The sequence below is a fragment of the Streptomyces sp. ERV7 genome (genome assembly GCF_001653515.1).
GTDB lineage: Bacteria > Actinomycetota > Actinomycetes > Streptomycetales > Streptomycetaceae > Streptomyces.
This window is the reverse complement of record NZ_LYOY01000051.1, coordinates 481,226-498,813: the sequence shown is the minus strand read 5'-3', so window position 1 is coordinate 498,813 and position 17,588 is coordinate 481,226. Positions and strand designations below refer to the sequence as shown.

Annotated in this window: 17 protein-coding genes; 9 read left to right on the top strand and 8 right to left on the bottom strand. The window is 70.1% G+C overall.

Annotated elements, in window-relative coordinates:
• Positions 1 to 16: 16 nt before the first annotated feature.
• The 6 genes from A8W25_RS25130 (at position 17) to A8W25_RS25105 (ending at position 6,192) form a co-directional block, all read left to right on the top strand.
• A complete protein-coding gene (locus A8W25_RS25130; RefSeq protein ID WP_067165280.1) occupies positions 17 to 1,054 on the top strand; it encodes an NADP-dependent oxidoreductase in 1,038 nt (345 codons plus the stop codon).
• A gap of 5 nt (positions 1,055 to 1,059) precedes the next feature.
• Entirely contained in the window at positions 1,060 to 1,653 is a 594-nt protein-coding gene (locus A8W25_RS25125; protein ID WP_234386569.1) for an NAD(P)H oxidoreductase, read from the top strand.
• 156 nt (positions 1,654 to 1,809) lie between these two features.
• Positions 1,810 to 2,709, top strand: a complete 900-nt coding sequence (locus A8W25_RS25120; protein ID WP_079126366.1) for a JmjC domain-containing protein — start codon at positions 1,810 to 1,812, stop codon at positions 2,707 to 2,709.
• Positions 2,710 to 3,111: 402 nt separating this feature from the next.
• Entirely contained in the window at positions 3,112 to 4,185 is a 1,074-nt protein-coding gene (locus A8W25_RS25115) for a lantibiotic dehydratase (protein WP_067165272.1), read from the top strand.
• Positions 4,186 to 4,212: 27 nt separating this feature from the next.
• Positions 4,213 to 4,959 (top strand): hypothetical protein, encoded by a 747-nt coding sequence (locus tag A8W25_RS25110; protein WP_067165269.1) that lies wholly within the window; start codon positions 4,213 to 4,215, stop codon positions 4,957 to 4,959.
• A 126-nt stretch (positions 4,960 to 5,085) separates the two neighbouring features.
• Positions 5,086 to 6,192 carry a pentapeptide repeat-containing protein gene (locus A8W25_RS25105; RefSeq protein WP_199831823.1) on the top strand — a complete coding sequence of 369 codons (1,107 nt, stop codon included), beginning with the start codon at positions 5,086 to 5,088 and terminating at the stop codon, positions 6,190 to 6,192.
• A gap of 211 nt (positions 6,193 to 6,403) precedes the next feature.
• Here A8W25_RS25105 and A8W25_RS25100 read toward each other — a convergent pair whose 3' ends face one another.
• Positions 6,404 to 7,033 carry a peptidylprolyl isomerase gene (locus A8W25_RS25100; RefSeq protein WP_234386568.1) on the bottom strand — a complete coding sequence of 210 codons (630 nt, stop codon included), beginning with the start codon at positions 7,031 to 7,033 and terminating at the stop codon, positions 6,404 to 6,406.
• A 662-nt stretch (positions 7,034 to 7,695) separates the two neighbouring features.
• Here A8W25_RS25100 and A8W25_RS34120 point away from each other — a divergent pair.
• Positions 7,696 to 7,992, top strand: coding sequence for a hypothetical protein (locus A8W25_RS34120; RefSeq protein ID WP_158942699.1), 297 nt, complete (start codon positions 7,696 to 7,698; stop codon positions 7,990 to 7,992).
• Between the two features lie 176 nt (positions 7,993 to 8,168).
• On the opposite strand, the gene A8W25_RS25095 is transcribed toward A8W25_RS34120, so the two are convergent.
• From A8W25_RS25095 to A8W25_RS25080, 4 genes are all read right to left on the bottom strand, one after another.
• Positions 8,169 to 9,089 (bottom strand): DUF5655 domain-containing protein, encoded by a 921-nt coding sequence (locus tag A8W25_RS25095; protein ID WP_067167175.1) that lies wholly within the window; start codon positions 9,087 to 9,089, stop codon positions 8,169 to 8,171.
• A gap of 294 nt (positions 9,090 to 9,383) precedes the next feature.
• Positions 9,384 to 10,748: a class I SAM-dependent RNA methyltransferase gene (locus A8W25_RS25090; RefSeq protein ID WP_067165262.1), complete on the bottom strand. Its 1,365-nt coding sequence runs from the start codon at positions 10,746 to 10,748 to the stop codon at positions 9,384 to 9,386.
• A 334-nt stretch (positions 10,749 to 11,082) separates the two neighbouring features.
• Positions 11,083 to 13,134 carry an APC family permease gene (locus A8W25_RS25085; RefSeq protein WP_067165259.1) on the bottom strand — a complete coding sequence of 684 codons (2,052 nt, stop codon included), beginning with the start codon at positions 13,132 to 13,134 and terminating at the stop codon, positions 11,083 to 11,085.
• 52 nt (positions 13,135 to 13,186) lie between these two features.
• On the bottom strand, positions 13,187 to 13,987 hold the full coding sequence (locus tag A8W25_RS25080) for a hypothetical protein (RefSeq protein ID WP_067165256.1): 801 nt from the start codon (positions 13,985 to 13,987) through the stop codon (positions 13,187 to 13,189).
• 157 nt (positions 13,988 to 14,144) lie between these two features.
• On the opposite strand from A8W25_RS25080, the gene A8W25_RS25075 reads away from it, so the two are divergent.
• Both A8W25_RS25075 and A8W25_RS25070 read left to right on the top strand, forming a co-directional pair.
• Entirely contained in the window at positions 14,145 to 14,813 is a 669-nt protein-coding gene (locus A8W25_RS25075) for a potassium channel family protein (protein ID WP_067165254.1), read from the top strand.
• Entirely contained in the window at positions 14,813 to 15,490 is a 678-nt protein-coding gene (locus A8W25_RS25070) for a potassium channel family protein (protein ID WP_067165252.1), read from the top strand. Before A8W25_RS25075 ends, A8W25_RS25070 begins: the two co-directional genes overlap by 1 nt.
• 133 nt (positions 15,491 to 15,623) lie before the next feature.
• Here the strand turns inward: A8W25_RS25070 and A8W25_RS25065 are convergent, their stop codons facing one another.
• The 3 genes from A8W25_RS25065 to A8W25_RS25055 all read right to left on the bottom strand — a co-directional run bounded on the left by A8W25_RS25065 (position 15,624) and on the right by A8W25_RS25055 (position 17,558).
• A complete protein-coding gene (locus A8W25_RS25065) occupies positions 15,624 to 16,370 on the bottom strand; it encodes a DUF3159 domain-containing protein (RefSeq protein WP_067165249.1) in 747 nt (248 codons plus the stop codon).
• Positions 16,371 to 16,373: 3 nt separating this feature from the next.
• On the bottom strand, positions 16,374 to 16,772 hold the full coding sequence (locus tag A8W25_RS25060; protein WP_079126363.1) for an OB-fold nucleic acid binding domain-containing protein: 399 nt from the start codon (positions 16,770 to 16,772) through the stop codon (positions 16,374 to 16,376).
• Positions 16,773 to 16,868: 96 nt separating this feature from the next.
• Positions 16,869 to 17,558, bottom strand: coding sequence for a response regulator (locus A8W25_RS25055; RefSeq protein ID WP_067165244.1), 690 nt, complete (start codon positions 17,556 to 17,558; stop codon positions 16,869 to 16,871).
• Positions 17,559 to 17,588: the final 30 nt, after the last annotated feature.

Below are 17,588 nucleotides of genomic sequence, written 5' to 3'. Positions count from 1 at the left end.
GAACAGGAAGCCCACCATGTCGAACCCGACGCACACCGCCCACACGAACGCCGTCTCCGGTGAGATCCGGCTCGCCTCGCGCCCGGTCGGCGAGCCCACCACGAACAACTTCGAACTGGTACGCACCGACGTACCGGACCCGGCCGAAGGCGAGATCGTCGTCCGCAACACCTGGATGTCGGTGGACCCCTACATGCGAGGCCGCATGGATGACGCGCCGTCGTACATCCCGCCCTTCCCGCTCGGCGCGCCGCTGGAGGGCAGCGCGGTCGGTGTGGTGGTGAGCTCGCGGTCCGCCGCCGTGCCGGTCGGCGCCACCGTGTCCCACTTCCTGGGCTGGCGCGAGTACGCGGTACTGGACGCCGCCGCCGCGACCGTCATCGACACCGACATCGCCCCGCCGCAGGCGTATCTGGGCGCCCTGGGCACCACGGGCCTGACCGCCTACGCCGCCCTGACGGAGATCGCACCCGTACGTGAGGGTGACGTGGTGTTCATCTCCGCGGCCGCCGGAGCCGTGGGCAGCGTCGCCGGACAGCTGGCACGCAAGCTCGGGGCTTCCAAGGTCATCGGCTCGGCCGGCGGACCGGAGAAGGTGAAGAGGCTGGTGACGGACTTCGGGTACGACGCGGCCATCGACTACCGTGCGGGCTCGCTGGACGAGCAACTGGCCAAGGCCGCGCCCGAAGGTATCGACGTCTACCTCGACAGCGTGGGCGGCGACCACCTGCGGGCGGCCATCGGCGCGATGCGCACCGGTGGCCGGATCGCCCTGGTCGGTGCCATCGGCGACTACAACGCCACCACACCGCCCGCGGGCCCCGACAACCTCTTCCAGGCGGCGGCCAAGGAGCTGAACCTGCGCGGCATGCTGGTCAGCAGCTACTTCCACCTCTTCCCCCAGTGGATCGAGCGCGCCGCGGGCTGGCTCGCCGAGGGCACACTGCGTACGGAACAGACCGTGTTCGAGGGCATCGACCAGGCTCCGGCCGCCTTCCTCGGCATGATGCGCGGCGCCAACACCGGCAAGATGCTCGTCCGGCTGGACGGGTGACGACCGTGGCACAGCACGCACTGTTGGTCCTGGCCCACCCGCGCGGCGACTCCCTCACCGCCCAGATCGCCCAGCGCGCCCGGGAACGGCTGATCGGGGACGGATACACCGTCGACCTGCTCGACCTGTACGCCGAGGACTTCGACCCGCGCACCGGCCCCGAGGACGAGCCGGACTGGGGGGACCGGGACAAGGAGTACTCGTCCGAGGTCCGGTCCCACATGGACCGCATCGACCGGGCTGACGCCATCGTGGTGGTCTTCCCCGTCTGGTGGTTCGGCCTCCCCGCCATCCTCAAGGGCTGGATCGACCGGGTATGGAACTACGGCTTCGCGTACGGCCGGAGCCGCCCGCGCCTGCGCGCCAAGCGGATGCTGTGGCTGGGACTCTCCAGCTACCCGCGCGAACGGTTCGCCGAGCTGGGCTGGGACACCGTGATCGAGCGTCAACTCCAGGTGGGGATATCGGAGTTCTGTGGCATCAAGGACACCGCGGTGGAGTTCATCCACGGCTCCCTGAGCATCGGCCCAGACGGACCCACCACAGCGGACACGGCACTCAACGCGTTCCTGAGCACGTCTGCCGAACCGGTCAGCTGATCCCACCCCCACCCACGCGTTCACCGAGCCGCACCTGCGGGAGCTGCGCCCCGGCGGATGGTATCGGGCGCAGCACCCGGTCGCGCAGGCCCGGTAGGTTCGAGACACCGCGGTACACCTGGTACCGCGTACCGGACGCGACGCGCGGGGGTAGGTATGGGTTGGGGCGTGCTGGACCGGCTGGTGGGGGAGCCCGAGAGGTTCTTCGAGCGGTGTCGACAGGGCAGGCCGGAGGTGTTCGGCACCGGGGTGTTACCCCAAGAGGTGCCGGGGCTCGACGACTTGGGGGATGCGCTGCGCGGCGGCCTGCTGCGGACGCCGTACGTCGAGATGGTGCGCGAGGGCACGGTCCTCGAAGCGCACGAGTTCTGCGCCGAGCGCGTCGTCGCCGGACGGGCGGCGGAGGGGTTCGCCGACCCGGAGCGCGTCCTGCGGCTCCTCGGCGAGGGGGCGACGCTGCTGCTGCCCCAACTCGACCAGTGGCACGCCCCGGTGGGGGAGCTGACCGCCCGGCTGGCGCACGATCTGGGGCGGCGGGTGGAGGCCTTCTGCTTCGCGACCATGGCCGGTCGGCGTGGGCTCGATGTGCACTGCGATGACGCCGACGTCCTGGTGGTGCAGGTCGCGGGCCGCAAGGAGTGGACCGTGTACGGCGCCCCGGCCGACGGCCACTGGGCGCCAGGTCTGGTCCCGGAGCCGGGTGAGCCGGTGCTGCGGACCGTGATCGGTGCGGGTGATGTGCTGTACGTCCCGCGCGGCGCCCCGCACACCGCCACCGGCGACGAAGGACTTTCCGTCCACATCGCGCTGACCATACGTGAGGCGAGCGCGGCGCGGATCCGCCAGACGCTGGCCGCGCTGCTGGCCGAGGGTCCCGGGGGCCGTGCCGCACGCCCGCTGACGGAGGATCAGCTCCTGGACTCCGTGCGGGATGCGATTGCGGCGGCGCGCAAGGCGCTCGACGAGGTGACGCCCGAGGAGCTGTTGGCTCGGGCCCGTGGTCCCCTGCCGGATGTTCCCGGTGCCGCACCGCGGGCCGACTGGCCCACCGCGTAACCGGCGGGAAAACACCGCGGCTGCGGTGGTCGGGGCCACCGCAGCCGCTGCGTACGCGATCCGTCAGGCTCAGATGCAGAACGGGCGGCAGGAGTCGCTGATGCCGGTGCTCTGCTCGGCCTCGCCCGCGGCCATCACCTCGCGCACGTCGAGGTCGAACAGGTCCTGCGTCGTCTCGTTGTTCATGAGATTCCTCTCGTCATGGTCGCGTGGTTCGCGACGGAACGAAACGGACGGTAGGCCGGGGCCGATCGGTCCCGTCAACACCTCACCGGCGACGGCGCGCGAATGGGCATCCGGGGTTGCCTCTTCGGGCACCTCCCGGCCCGGAATGGCTGCTACCTGCGGAATCTCCGTTACACAGGGGCGAGGTGTGGCAGTCGTACGACGACGGGGAGAAGCATGGGCGGACAGCACGGCACTCAGCGGGGCAGCCAGTTCACTGCCATCGATCCGGTGCTTTTGAGGGCTCCCGCCCGGCCTCTGCCCGAGCACCCCGACAGCCCGGCTGGCCCCACCGAGGCCGATCTCGCGCGGTACGTCGCCGAGGCCGCCCTCGACCCCCTGCTGCGCGAGGCGGTCGAGCTGTCCAGCCCCTCGCTGGCCCGCGTCCTGGCCGCCGACCGGTCCTTGGCGGGTGACGCGCTGCGCCGAGCCGCGACCGCCGTGGGCCGTTACCGGTTGCGTATGACCACCCGGCCCACCCCGTTCGGCCTGCTCGCCGGGGTCGGCCTCGCCCGTTTCGGCGAGGCCGCCTCGGTCCGCTGGGGAGGCCGCCACCGCGCCGCCGTGCGCCCGGACCTCGGCTGGCTGGCCAAGGTGGTGAAGCGCCTTCACCAGGACCCGGCGGTCCTGCCCGGCCTCCTTCTCGTCGCCGATCAGCAGTGCGTGGTACGCGGTTCCCGGCTCGTGCTGCCCTATGTGCCCAGCGACGGTGACGAAACCCTGGAGGAGGTGAGTGTCCGTCACACCGCCGTCGTCGCCGAGGTGTTGCGCGACGCCGCCTCGCCCGTCGCGTGGGCGGAGCTGGTGGCGCGGGTTTCCGAGGCCTTCCCGGCAGCGCCCTCGGACGCCGTGGTGGACCTGGTGCGCACCCTGGTCGCCCGTGGTTTCCTGCTCACCGACCTGTTTCCCGCCCCGGACAGCACGGACCCCCTCGGCCACATACGGGACCGGCTGCCCGAAGGCCTGCTCCTGCGCGGCGAACTGGAGGGCATACGCGCCGAGCTGCGGCGGTGCGAGGAGCTTCCGGCGGGTGGCGACGGTGCCCGCCTCAAGGCCTTGCAGGTCGCCCGGGAGCACATGACCGCGCTGTGCCCCAGCGACCATGTGCTGCACGTCGACCTCGTACTGGACGCGGACGTGGTGCTGCCGGAGGTCGTGCGGGAGGAGTTCGAGCGCGCGGCCACCGCTCTGTGGCGGCTCTCCCCGCCCAGTGCTGCCGTGCCGCCCGCCCCGGCCGACCGACGCCGCTGACTTGCCCCGATCCCAGCCCGAGGAACCATGCCCGACCACGACCCCGACGAGCTCGCCTCCTTCGCCGCCATCCTGACCCAGCTCCTGCCCGGCACCTGGACCAGCGCGCACCGTCTGCACACCGCTCACGACGACCAGTTCTTCCTCACCGCCGACGTCTGGGACATGAACCAGGTCGCCGAAGTCATCGCACACCGCCCCCTCAAACACGACGTCATCCTGACCCGCGACGACGGCCGGCGCCTGTTCCTCATCGACCATCCCCACCATGAGGATGAGTTCCTCGTCGCCGCCATGGCCCGCGCCGACACCCACGCCGAAGCGTTCCGCGATGTACGGGAGCCGGACGGCATCGCGATACCCGCCGACCCCGAACAGGCCACCGAAGCCATCACCACCCACCTCCTGCCCCGCTACGAGAGCGCCCTCGCCCAGGTCCAGGACAACGCCGCCCGCATCACCCGCCCTTCCGTCAAAGCAGACACCCTGGTCCTGACCTGGACCGAGACCGGAGACCTCAGCGCCACCACCGAGGAGCCGGACGTGGCCGAGATCCTCGCCAACAACGGATTCGCCCACGACCCCGAGAGCAAGGCGTACGTCCTCTCCGGCGACGACACCGCCCAACAGGCCCACTCCGTACGCACCGTCGGCGCCCGGCTGGCTGCGCTTGGCGTCGGCGTCGCGCTGCGCCACGCACCCCACCGGGCCCCACTGGGGACCACCCCGGTCGCCACTCCGCAGGCCCCGGCACGCCAGGTCCGCTCGCGGTGAGCAGTCGCGGCGACCTCGCCGCCTGCGCCGAAGATCTCGCCGCCCGCCTGCCCGGAACCTGGACCAGCGCCTACACCGGCCACGCCGCTTACCACGAGCAGATCGCCACTACCTCGGTTCCGCAGGGTGGCATTCGAGCACATCACAACCTTAGGGCCACTGGTATGCACAGGTTCGCTGGATCTGATAGAGGCGGTGTTCGGGACCGCCGTGACCATTGAGGCGGCAGCAGCCACAGTCGGCTGCCGGCGAACCCGGTGGGCCTCCACGGCCGCGCTACGACTGCGGCACGCGACCGTGGACCTGACCGACGCGGTGCTGGAGTACCCAGTGAGCATCTCCGCCCACGCCAAGGTCTTCACCGAGGATGGACAGGAAATCCCCGAACTCGGACTGCCGGACCCCGGTGTACGCGTCGCTTCGCTGCGAGGCGTGGATGCGGCTCACCTGGTGCTGAACAACGTGGGCCTCACCGACTGCTTGTTCGCCGGAACCGTCCACCTCGACCAGTTGCGGCTGGAGGGGCTTTACGTATTTGCCACCACCCCGACCGGTCTGCGTCGGCGCGGGGTGGTGCCGGTGCGCTGGACGGCACGGCGGACCCTGGCCGAGGAACACCACTGGCGTGCCACCCACCCAACGCGTGCGGGGGGCTGGACACCCGCGCCGGACAGAGAGGTACCGCTGAAGCCGGCCGCGCTGGCGCCGGTGTACCGGCAACTACGCAAGGCCTTCGAGAACGGTAAGCATGAACCCGGCGCCGCTGACTTCTACTACGGCGAGATGGAGATGCGGCGCCGCGCCCATGACATCCCCCGAAGCGAGCGAGCCCTGCTCACCACGTACTGGGCGCTTTCCGGCTACGGTCTGCGCGCCTCCCGGGCCTTGGGCTGGCTGCTGGGTGGCATAGCCGCAACCGTGCTTGTGATGACGCTGTGGGGGTTACCGATGGACGACCCGAGTCCGAAGAGCACCGGCACTCTGACCGGCAGCAGCGTCACGTTGACCACCGATACGCCCGAGCCTGTCAATCCCGACGGGCCCTACCACGAGCGGCTGTCGACCAAGAGATTCGAGAAGGCCTTGCGGGTCGTCGTCAACTCGGTGGTCTTCCGATCCTCCGGCCAGAACCTGACCAGCGCCGGTACCTACACCGAGATGGCTGCCCGTCTGGTCGAACCTGCCCTCCTCGGTCTCGCCGTCCTTGCCATCCGCGGCCGGGTGAAACGCTAGGACGGCTCCCCCGCGTTCCGGCTCCCCGCTCCTGACCTGCGTACCAGGGTTGGAAACTGGTACTAACGCCCGCGGCGGGGGCCATCCCCGCGGAGCGGTTTCCCCCGGCCAGGTGGGCCAGGGAAAGCCGTCAGGTCCCATGGCCGGACAAGGTGACAGCGCTGGCCGCGTTTTCGACCCGTCGGTGCCTTTGTGGTGAGGACAGCCCGGGCTACGTCGTTCGTTCTGGATGGGTGACGTCCTGGATGGTGACCTTCTTCTTCGGGGCACCGTCGCCCTCACCGTTGGCGTTGTCGCTTCCGGCCCTGGCGACCTGTTCGAGGAGATCCATGCCGGAGGTGATCTTCCCGAACACGGTGTAGTTCGGCGGGAGTTCGGAGTCTCCGTAGACCAGGAAGAACTGGCTACCGTTGGTGCCGGGGCCGGCGTTGGCCATGGCCAGCGTGCCCTGGGCGTACTCGGCGGTCTGCTTGCCGGATGCGGCCTTGGGCAAGTTCTCCTCGGCGTACTTGTACGCGGGCCCGCCGCTGCCCGTGGCGGTGGGGTCACCGCACTGCAGGACCTTCAGGGCTCCGGTGGTGAGCCGGTGGCAGTTCGTCTTGTCGAAGAAGTTCTTCTCGGCCAGGTAGATGAAGGAGTTCACCGTGCACGGTGCCTTCTTGGCGTCCATGGAGAGGTTGATGTCGCCAACGTTGGTCTTGAGGGTGGCCTTGGTCGTGCTGATGGTGACGGGCTTGACCGGTGGCGTCCCTACGTTCTTGGCGCCTTGCTCGGTGTTGGGGAGGTAGAGGCACTCCTCGGGTTTTGCCGTAGGTGTGGGCGTCGGCGTGGGCTTCGCCATGGGAGCCGGGGCGCTGGCGGGCATGTCGGCGTACGCGACAGGCCTGCCAGCCTGTATGAGAGGCAGAGCGACGATGCCAGCGGCGAGGACAGCGCCGGCGGCTGCCCGGAGCAGGTGTAGCGCATGAACTTCCGTTTCTGAGGGGGAACCCCGATCTTGATTCGGGGCCCGGCGCGGCACACAGGGAAACGCCGCGACGTCATCCGATCGAGGGCGATCGGAAGCCCAGCCAAAGGTTTGAGCCCACCTCGCCAGTCGAACACACGTGGAGCCGCGGGCACTCCGCGCCTCAGCAGGCGCGATCAACAGGCGAAGGTCGTCAGGTCCGACACAGAGAATTGCGCAGCGTGTCTGCTTCGACAAGGCTACTGCGACAAAGCCGAACGGGACGCTGGGCACATGGATCGTCTGGGGCGGCAACTCGGCCCATCAGCCCACGTGGGCTGTGCGGCTCACTACGCACGCCCCCGCAGCCCTCCTCCAGGACATCATCTTCGAGCCGCGCGTTCGTGGTCGGCGCGAGGGGCTACTCGCCGTGCTGGCCGGCATCGTGGGATGGCAGCTATCCCGCTACCCGGGCGGGTGGAGGTTCGCGTTCTCCGAGGCTCACTCGAAGACCGGCAGGACCTGCACGCCGCCCGCAGTGCCCTCACGCTCTGAAGGTGAAGGCCAGCACCGACCTCGCCTCCGCCCGCGCCCGCCTGGCCTGGGCCGAACAGGTTCACTGCCAGCGCGTCGACCGCGCACACCGCGAGCTGAATGCGTTGCTCACCCCCGCCCGCGGCGAGCAACTCGCCGAGCTGGGACCGCTCTCCCTATATGAGCAGGAACTGCACATCGGAACAGAAAACACAGTCTCCGCGTCAGCCCGCCAGGAAGTGGACACCATCGCCACCGAACATCGTGAAGACACCCGCATGGAGACTGCAGGTCGACGCCGCCCAATCAAAGTCCCGTAGCCACCACCCGTGCAGCGCGGAACATAGCGCCGAAAGCCCGGTTAGCCAAACCGGGAATTGCCGGGATCATTAGAGATCCACCGCCGCCCCTGTCCAAGCCGTCGGAAGGCATCGCTACGCCGCACCCCACAACTTCACCCTCGCCCCCACGCAGACGACGGCCCGCCCCGACCTGGCTACGCCACCGCGTAGCTCTGGCGGAAGTACTCGACCGCGCGCTCCAGATCCCGCTCGGACTGGAGCGTGAGCTCCAGGTCGCCGGTGCCGTGGTGGCCGAGCCCCGTCACGTCCCGCGCGAATCCGGGGACGAGGTCGACCTTCTTCGGGTCGGCCTTCAGGTAGAGCAGCAACTTGGCCTTCTTCGGCGGGACGAGGCAGGCGTAGTTCTGAATCCGCCGGTAGGCCGTGTAGGTCTGGTTCTCGACCTTCGTGAGATCCTCACCAAGCCCGAGCAGGGTCTCGTCGACCGCCGCGGCCAGCTTCGCCATGCTCCCGCCCGCCACGGTCCGCTGCGCCTTCGCCGTGCCCAGGCGACGGCCTGCCTTCGGCAGCCCTGTACGGCCGGCGAACGAGGCCACCGCGTCAAGGCCAAGGTGCTCGTTGCCGAAGAACCGGTAGCGCACCAGGTCGATGGCATGCCGGTGCTCGCGAACCGCATGGATGTCGTAGCGGGTGAAGTCGCCGGCCACGCAGATCAGCCTCGGTGCGCTCCACAGCACCTGGGACGCGGCCTGAAACCCGAGTCGGTCGCGGACCACGTGGCAGAAGGCATCCCGGTGGTCGATCAGCCACGACAGGTAGAACAGGCCCTGGTTGATGACGCCCGCGTCGGTGCCCCGCTTGTACTCGATGATCACCGGGGCCCCGTTCTCGTCAATGCCCAGCGAGTCGATCCGCCCGCCATGCACCGGCCCGGTGCTGTACTCGCTGGCCAGGAAACGGACCCCAAGCATCGTTTCCATGTGCGCCTCGACAAGGTCCTGCACATCCGCCTCGACCTCTGCCAGACGCGGCGCGACCTCGGTCACGCCGCCCTTCGTGTTGAACAGCTTCAGGCCCGACGCCCCCCTCCATACCGACCCTTGCCCAACACGCAGGTGTCCAAGATTGTTTCTGGCTCGCCAGACAGCCCTACCCCTCCTCCATTCGTCACGGAGCGTGTTCAGGCAGGGAAGCCACGATGGAGGACAGCGCAAGGGTCCCCTCGACCGCCAACAACAGAGAAAGCCGCCTCCCACACCGGGCTGTAGCCCTGGTGCGGGAGGCGGCTTTTTCGTGCTGACGAACCATCAGGAAATGCGTCGGGCGTGCGTCAAACGTGCGTCACGAGCGTCAAGATATCGCCCTTAACGCGCACAGCGCACATAATGCACACTGCCCTAAACTGCAGGTCAGAGGCTCTTTGCGGCCGGTTCAAGGATCGCGACGCACTCGACATGATGCGTCATCGGGAACAGATCGAACGCCCGAAGCGTCCGCACCTTGTAGCCGCCCTCGGCGAAGTACGCCAGGTCCCGGGCCAGCGCAGCCGGATCGCATGCCACGTACGCGATGCGGCGGGCGCCCAGGCCCGACAGGTACTTGACTGTCTGCTTGCCGGCGCCGGCCCGCGGGGGGTCCAGGACGATCAGGTCCGCTTCGGTGATCTTCGTGCGGGGCAGGACCTGCTCGACCTTGCCGTGCTCGACGCGTACGCGGGTCAGGTCCGCCAGGTTGTGGCGGGCGTCCTCCACCGCGCGCTTGGAGGACTCGATGCCGAGCACGGCGCCGGTCTCGCCGACCCGCTCGGCGAGCGCGCCCGTGAACAGGCCGACCCCGCAGTACAGGTCGAGCGCCATGTCGCCCTTGCGCGGCATCAGGCCCTGCATCACGGCCTTGATCAAGGTGTTGGCGGCCTGCGGGTGGACCTGCCAGAAGCCGCCCATGCCCACGCGGTAGGTGCGCTCGTCGGCCTGCTCGCCGGCGCGCTCGCGGACGAACGCGCGGCCGTGCACGCGGTGGACGCCGCCGTCCTTCTCCTCCACGCGCAGGACCGAGACCGGCTTGTCGAGCTCCACCAGGGGGAGGCGGCCGCCGGGGCGCGGGGTCAGGACGACCTGGCGGTCGTGCGAGCCCGTCGCGGCGATCGCCTCGACCGACTCCATCTGCGGCCACTCGCGCTTCTCGATGCCCAGCTCGCTGACGCCCGGCGCCGCGATCATGCAGTGGTCGATCACCTGGACGTCGTGCGAGCGGTGCTTGCGCAGGCCGACCCTGCCGTCCTCGTCGATCGCGTACTGGACGCGGGTGCGCCACGCCGGGACCTCGCCCGCGGGGAGCTTGTCGCCCTCGGCGGGCATGACCGTGCCGTCCCAGCCGGCCTCCTCGGGCGTCAGCCCGGCGAGCCGCTGGAGCTGCTCGGCGATGACCTCGCCCTTGAGCCGCCGCTGCGCGCCCGGCTTGGCGTGCTGCCAGTCGCAGCCGCCGCACTTGCCCGGGCCCGCGAACGCGCACGGCGCCTCGACCCGGTCCTTGGAGGCGGAGAGGATCTGCACCGCGTCGGCGCGCAGATAGCGGGAGTCCTCGTCGCCCTCGGTCACGCGCGCGAGGACCTTCTCGCCCGGCAGCGCGTGCCGCACGAACAGCACCCGGCCCTGCTCCGTGCGGGCGATGCAGTGCCCGCCGTGCGCCACGGGGCCGACCTCGACCTCGTACTCCTCCCCGACCAGCGAGGACGGGGACGAAGGCGAGGACGAGGACGAGGGCTCGTTCTGCATTGCGGGGGACTCCAGGGTGCCAAGGGGAAGGAACGGGGAAGAGGCCGCCGTCCCCGTGAGCGACCTCGTCCGAGGTCCCTTGCGGACGGCAGCCCCCCAGTCTACGTGCCCGAAGGCCCCGGACCGGTCCCGAGCCGGTCCCGCAAAGACCCGAGCCGGTCCCGCAAAGACCCGAGCCGGTCCCCCACCGGTCCCGAGCCGGTCCTGCAAAGGCCCGAGCCGGTCCCGAGCCGGTGCCGCACCGGTCCCACACAAGGCCGTGCCGGTCCCGCACCGGCCCCAGCCGGTCCCCCACCGGTCCCGGCCGACCCCGCACCGGCCCGAGCCGGCCGCCTCAGCCCTTCCCGCTCGGCTCCTTCGGCCGCTGCGGCGCCACCGGGCCCCGCCGCACCGAACCCGGCGCGTTCCACTCCTGCCGCTTGCGGGCCCGCTTCTTGGCCGCCTCGGAGGACTGGAGCTGGTACGGGACCGAGGTCACCATCACGCCCGGGGTGAAGAGCAGGCGGCCCTTCAGGCGCAGGGCGCTCTGGTTGTGCAGCAGGTGCTCGTACCAGTGGCCGACCACGTACTCGGGGATGTAGACGCTGACCGCGTCGCGCGGGCTCTCGCGCCGCAGGCCCTTGACGTACTCGATGACCGGGCGGGTGATCTCGCGGTACGGCGAGTCGATGATCTTCAGCGGTACGTCGATGCCGCGCCGGTCCCACTCGTCCTTGAGCGCCTTGGTCTCGGCCGCGTCGACGCTGACGCTGATCGCCTCCAGCTGGTTGGCGTGCAGCAGCTTGGCGTAGGCGAGGGCGCGCAGGGTCGGCTTGTGGAGCTTGGAGACCAGGACCACGGAGTGGACGCGGGAGGGGCGGACGTACTCGTCCGGGCGCTCCTCGGCCGCCGCGATCTCGTCGGCCACCTTGTCGTAGTGCTTGCGGATCGCGGTCATCGTTCCGTAGAAGATCACCATGCCCATCAGGGCGACCCAGGCGCCGTGGGTGAACTTGGTGGCGAGGACGACGACCAGGACGAGCCCGGTGAAGAAGGCGCCGAAGGTGTTGATCGCGCGGGAGCGGACCATGTGGCGGCGCTTGGCCGGGTCCTGCTCGGTGGCGAGGTGCCGGTTCCAGTGCCGGACCATGCCGGTCTGGCTCAGGGTGAAGGAGACGAAGACGCCGACGATGTAGAGCTGGATCAGCCGGGTCGAGTCCGCGCCGTATATCACCACGAGCAGGATCGCGGCCCCGGCCAGCAGCACGATGCCGTTGGAGAACGCGAGGCGGTCGCCGCGGGTGTGCAGCTGGCGCGGCAGATAGCGGTCCTGGGCGAGGATCGAGCCGAGCAGCGGGAAGCCGTTGTACGCGGTGTTCGCGGCCAGGAACAGGACCAGCGCGGTGGCCGCCGCCAGGATGATGAAGAGGAAGCTGCCCTTGCCGAAGACGGCCTCGGCGACCTGGGAGATCACCGGGTTCTGGACGTAGTCGGAGCCGACCGGGACGCCGTTGCTCAGCAGGTCCTCGGCGGGCTTCTCGGCCATCCGCACCTTGGTGGCCATGGCCAGCGCGATGATGCCGCAGAACATGGTGACCGCGAGGCCGCCCATCAGGGCGAGCGTGGTCGCCGCGTTCTTCGACTTGGGCTTGCGGAAGGCCGGGACGCCGTTGCTGATCGCCTCGACGCCGGTGAGCGCGGCACAGCCGGACGAGAAGGCGCGCAGCAGCAGGAAGACGAGCGCGAAGCCCGCCAGGCCCTGGTGCTCGGCGTGGATCGTGTAGTCGGCCGTCGGGGCCTTCATCGTGTCGTCGAGGACCATGCCCTTGAAGGCGCCCCACGCGATCATGATGAAGACGCCGCCCACGAAGACGTACGTGGGGATGGCGAAGAGGTTGCCGGACTCCTTCACACCGCGCAGGTTCATCAGCGTGAGCAGCACGATCACGCCCACCGCGCACAGCACCTTGTGCTCGACCACGAACGGGACGGCCGAGCCGAGGTTCTCGATGCCGGAGGCGATCGAGACGGCGACGGTCAGGACGTAGTCGACGAGGAGCGCGCTGGCGACGGTGAGTCCGGCCTTGGGGCCCAGGTTGGTGGTGGCGACCTCGTAGTCACCGCCGCCGCTGGGGTAGGCGTGCACGTTCTGCCGGTACGAGGCGACCACGGTGAACATCAGCACCACGACCGCGACGGCGATCCAGGGGCTGAAGTGGTACGCCGACACACCCGCCACGGAGAGCACCAGGAGGACTTCTCCGGGCGCGTACGCAACGGACGAGAGCGGGTCGGACGCGAAGACGGGGAGCGCGATGCGCTTGGGGAGGAGCGTTTCTCCCAGCTTGTCGCTGCGCAGCGCCCGGCCGATCAGGATCCGTTTGGGCACGTCGGTCAGTTTGGACACAACAGAGAAGCGTAAGGGCTGCGTATTGACGCGGCCCACCCGCCACCCCCCATCAGTACGAGAGAGCCGCCCACACGGCCGTGGCCACGACCGCCAGCAGATAGCAGCCGGTCGCCGCCGCCACCGTCCGCTCACGGCGCGCCGCGCTCAGTCGCGTACGGGAGAGCAGCCGGGCGAGGGCGGGCAGGACCAGGACCGCGTGCAGGCTCACGCCGTGCAGCGGCTTGAGCGGCGCGGTCGAGTCGTAGGCGGCGAGCTGGTGGCCGGTGCGGGTGAGCACCACGCCCCGGGCGATCATCGCCGCGCCGGAGGCGAGCGCGACCAGCAGGATCGCGAAGCCGGCCCGGACGGCGAGCGCCATCCCGGCCGGTCCCGAGGGCGGGCGGCGGAACGCGGCGAGGGCGAACCACGTGAGGATCACCACGAGCAGGCCCCCGCCGACGGCCAGCGCCATCGAGACGGCCGAGTCGAACGGCGTCTCCATGTCGAGGTGCGAGGGCACCTTCCGCCAGGCCTGAAGGGTGATACCGGCCACTTCCAGCACACTGTCGGCGGCCAGCAGAGCCAGCAGCGCCGCCCGGACGCGGGGGCCGGTTTGTACGTACGAGGTCACCCAGGTGAGCGCGGCCAGGGTGAGGCCGAAGGACAGGCCGAAGGTGGCGGGCTTGCGCCAGGACACCGGCCCGTTCCAGGGGCCGCCCGCCACCGCGAACACGCCCAGATGGAACAGACCGGAGGCGAACAGGGCCGCCGCGGTGGCCAGGGCGAGCCGCTCGGCGGTGCCGGCGCGCGGGCCGGGCGCGGCCCAAGGACGTTCCGTCCGCGGCGGGAGTGAACGCCGTGTCGTTTCCATGCGTCTCAGCCTGCGCGACGGATGTGCGGCGGGGCGTCGTCCGGTGGGAGGCTCACCGACTGCGCCCGCCGAAGTACCGACGCTGGTGAGTGCATCCCGCCGCGAGCCGCATAAGCTCGTCACCGGGCAACGCCGACAAGGAAGTATGTGAGGGGACGTGCACATCGTCATCATGGGCTGCGGGCGAGTGGGAGCCGCTCTCGCGCAGACCTTGGAGCAGCGGGGCCACACCGTGGCCGTCGTCGACCAGGACCCCACGGCCTTCCGCAGGCTCGGTTCCGGGTTCAGCGGCCGCCGGGTCACCGGCGTCGGCTTCGACCAGGACACCCTGCGTGAAGCGGGGATCGAGGAGGCCGGCGCGTTCGCGGCGGTCTCCAGCGGCGACAACTCCAACATCATCGCGGCCCGGGTGGCCCGCGAGATGTTCGGGACCGAGAACGTCGCGGCCCGCATCTACGACCCGCGCCGCGCCGAGGTGTACCAGCGGCTCGGCATCCCGACGGTCGCCACGGTCCGCTGGACCGCCGACCAGATGCTGCGGCGGCTGCTGCCGTCCGGCGCGGAGCCGCTGTGGAGCGACCCGAGCGGTGCGCTCCAGCTGGCGGAGGTCCACACCTCCACGGCCTGGATCGGCCACAAGATCAGCAAGCTGCAGGAGGAGACCGGCGTGCGCGTCGCCTTCCTCACCCGGCTGGGCGAAGCGGTGCTGCCGAGCTCCCAGACGGTCCTGCAGGAAGGCGACCTGGTCCACGTGATGATGCGTACGGACGAGGTCGAGAAGGTGGAGGCGGCCTTCGCCCAGGGTCCCGAGGAGGGCGATCACTGATGCGCGTCGCGATTGCCGGGGCCGGCGCGGTGGGTCGTTCCATCGCGGGCGAGCTTCTGGAGAACGGTCACGAGGTGCTCCTCGTCGACAAGGCACCCACCGCCATCTCGGTGGAGCGGGTGCCGCAGGCGGAGTGGCTGCTGGCCGACGCCTGCGAGATCACCTCGCTGGACGAGGCGGCGCTCCAGCGCTGCAACGTGGTCATCGCGGCCACCGGCGACGACAAGGTGAACCTGGTCGTCTCGCTGCTCGCGAAGACCGAGTACGGCGTGCCGCGTGTGGTCGCCCGGGTCAACAACCCGAAGAACGAGTGGCTGTTCAACGAGTCGTGGGGCGTGGACGTCGCCGTCTCGACCCCGCGTCTGATGTCGGCGCTCGTCGAGGAGGCGGTGAGCGTCGGCGACCTGGTACGGCTGCTGCGCTTCAGCCACGGCGACGCCAACCTGGTCGAGCTGACGCTGCCGCCGGAGTCGGCGCTGGCGGGCACGCAGGTCGGGGAGGTGGCCTGGCCCGAGGACACCTCGCTGGTCACGATCATCCGGGGCACCCGGGTGCTCACTCCGCAGCCGGAGGAGACCCTGGAGGCGGGCGACGAGCTGCTGTTCGTGGCCGCGCAGGCCCGCGAGGAGCAGCTGGAGGACCTGCTGTCGGTGCGGCGGGAAGGCTCCGCGAGCTGACGCTCCCTCACGGACATGAGGGGCGTGGTGTGACTGCGGGCCGGCTGCGGCTGGTCGCGCAGTTCCCCGCGCCCCTTGGCACAAAAAAGGGGGGGCCGGGGTGCGTATCGCACCCCGGCCCCCCTTTATGCCGTCAGCTCCCGGCGGCCTCGGCCGCCTTCGCCGCCTTCGCCGCTTCCTCCTCGGCCTCCATCTCCGCGAACACGTCGATGGGCGGCGGCGCCTTGGCCAGGAAGATCCAGGTCAGCCAGACCGCCAGCAGGAACGGCGGGATCTTCAGGGCGATCAGCACCCAGCCGAGCTGGGAGGTGTTGGCCCACCAGTAGAGCGGGAAGAGGATCGCGCACTTGGCGAGCAGGATCAGACCCCAGGCCCAACTCGCCTTCGCGTACGCCTTCTTGCGGCCCGGGTTCCTGGTGCGCCAGGACAGGTTCTCCTTGAAGACCGGGCCCAGCATCAGCCCGATCAGCGGGACCCCGAAGAGCGTCGTCACCAGGTACGTGAGCGCCAGGCCCAGCGTGTAGAGCATGCCCGGCAGATAGAAGTCCTTCGCGTTGCCCGTCATCATCGCGAAGACCACGCCGAAGGCCACGCCGAAGACGCCGCTGAAGGCGTGCTTGACGGTGTCCTTGCGGATCAGCCGGACCACGACGAGCAGCAGGGACACCGCGACGGCGGCGATCGCCGAGCTGTGCAGGTCCTTGTTGACCGTGAAGATCGTGACGAAGAGGAGCCCGGGCAGGCAGGTCTCCACCATGCCCCGGATCCCGCCGAAGGCCTCGAAGAGCGCGGCCTCGGTGACGGCTTTGGCGTCGGCGTCCGGTGCGGTGCGCACGTGTCTGGCGGCGGTCGTGGTGGTCGGCTTGTCGACTGACGTCACCGGCTACTCCTGTCCGAGCGGTCGGAGTTCGTATTTGGGGTTGAACAGCACCCGCCGGCCGTGGCTCATCGAGATCCGGCCCGAGGCGATCAGCTTGCGGCCCGGCTCTATGCCCACGATCGAGCGCCGTCCCAGCCACACCACGTCCAGCGGGGCGGTCCCGTCGAAGAGCTCGGCTTCCAGCGCCGGGACGCCCGCCCTCGGGCGCAGGGTGACCGTCCGCAAGGTACCAGTCACCTTGACTATCTGGCGGTCGTCGCAGTCGGAGATGCGGGTGCACCCCGTGGCCTGCGTGTCCTCCTGCAGTTCCGCGGAGTGCAACTCCTCCTGCGAGGTGGACAGCCGGTCGAGCATCCGGCGGAAGCGCCCCGCGGGCTTCTCGGTTCGAAGGTCAGCACTCATACAGAAAGCGTACCGGCCTCCACCGACACGGGACCTGTCCGCGCTCCCCCGTCCACAGGCCCGCCCACGCCCCGCTCACCGCGTGGACACGCCCGCTCACGGCTCGAAGCGGTAGCCCATCCCCGGCTCCGTGATGAAGTGGCGCGGGTGCGAGGGATCGAGTTCCAGCTTGCGGCGCAGCTGGGCCATGTAGACGCGGAGGTAGTTCGTCTCCGTCCCGTAGGAGGGACCCCAGACCTCCTGGAGGAGCTGCTTCTGGCTGACCAGCCGGCCGGTGTTGCGCACCAGCACCTCCAGGAGGTGCCACTCGGTGGGCGTGAGGCGTACGTCCCGGCCCTCCCGGTTGACCTTCTTGGCGGCCAGGTCGACCGTGAAGCCCTCGGTCTCCACCGTCACCACGTCGTCCGCGCCCTCGCCCCCGAGCGGCTCGGCGCGGCGCACGGCCGCCCGCAGCCGGGCGAGCAGCTCGTCCATGCCGAACGGCTTGGTGACGTAGTCGTCGGCGCCCGCGTCCAGCGCCTCGACCTTCTCGTCGGAGGTGTGGCGGGCCGACAGGACCAGGATCGGCACCCGGGTCCAGCCGCGCAACCCCTTGATCACCTCGACGCCGTCCATGTCGGGCAGGCCGAGGTCCAGGACGACCACGTCGGGGTGGCGGGCGGCCGCGAGCTGGAGCGCGGTCGCCCCGTCGGGGGCAGCGTCCACCTCGTACTTCCTCGCCTTGAGGTTGATCACGAGGGCGCGGACGATCTGCGGCTCGTCGTCCACCACGAGCACCCGGGTCATGCGGGTCCTGCTTTCTGTCGGGGGCCGTGG

Coding starts and splice junctions, on each gene's coding strand:
- A8W25_RS25130 (WP_067165280.1), top strand. CDS start 17: ATGTCGAACCCGACGCACACCGCCCACACGAACGCCGTCTCCGGTGAG.
- A8W25_RS25080 (WP_067165256.1), bottom strand. CDS start 13,987: ATGGAAACGACACGGCGTTCACTCCCGCCGCGGACGGAACGTCCTTGG.
- A8W25_RS25090 (WP_067165262.1), bottom strand. CDS start 10,748: ATGCAGAACGAGCCCTCGTCCTCGTCCTCGCCTTCGTCCCCGTCCTCG.
- A8W25_RS25055 (WP_067165244.1), bottom strand. CDS start 17,558: ATGACCCGGGTGCTCGTGGTGGACGACGAGCCGCAGATCGTCCGCGCC.
- A8W25_RS25060 (WP_079126363.1), bottom strand. CDS start 16,772: ATGAGTGCTGACCTTCGAACCGAGAAGCCCGCGGGGCGCTTCCGCCGG.
- A8W25_RS25120 (WP_079126366.1), top strand. CDS start 1,810: ATGGGTTGGGGCGTGCTGGACCGGCTGGTGGGGGAGCCCGAGAGGTTC.
- A8W25_RS25100 (WP_234386568.1), bottom strand. CDS start 7,033: ATGGCGAAGCCCACGCCGACGCCCACACCTACGGCAAAACCCGAGGAG.
- A8W25_RS25070 (WP_067165252.1), top strand. CDS start 14,813: ATGCGCGTCGCGATTGCCGGGGCCGGCGCGGTGGGTCGTTCCATCGCG.
- A8W25_RS25110 (WP_067165269.1), top strand. CDS start 4,213: ATGCCCGACCACGACCCCGACGAGCTCGCCTCCTTCGCCGCCATCCTG.
- A8W25_RS25115 (WP_067165272.1), top strand. CDS start 3,112: ATGGGCGGACAGCACGGCACTCAGCGGGGCAGCCAGTTCACTGCCATC.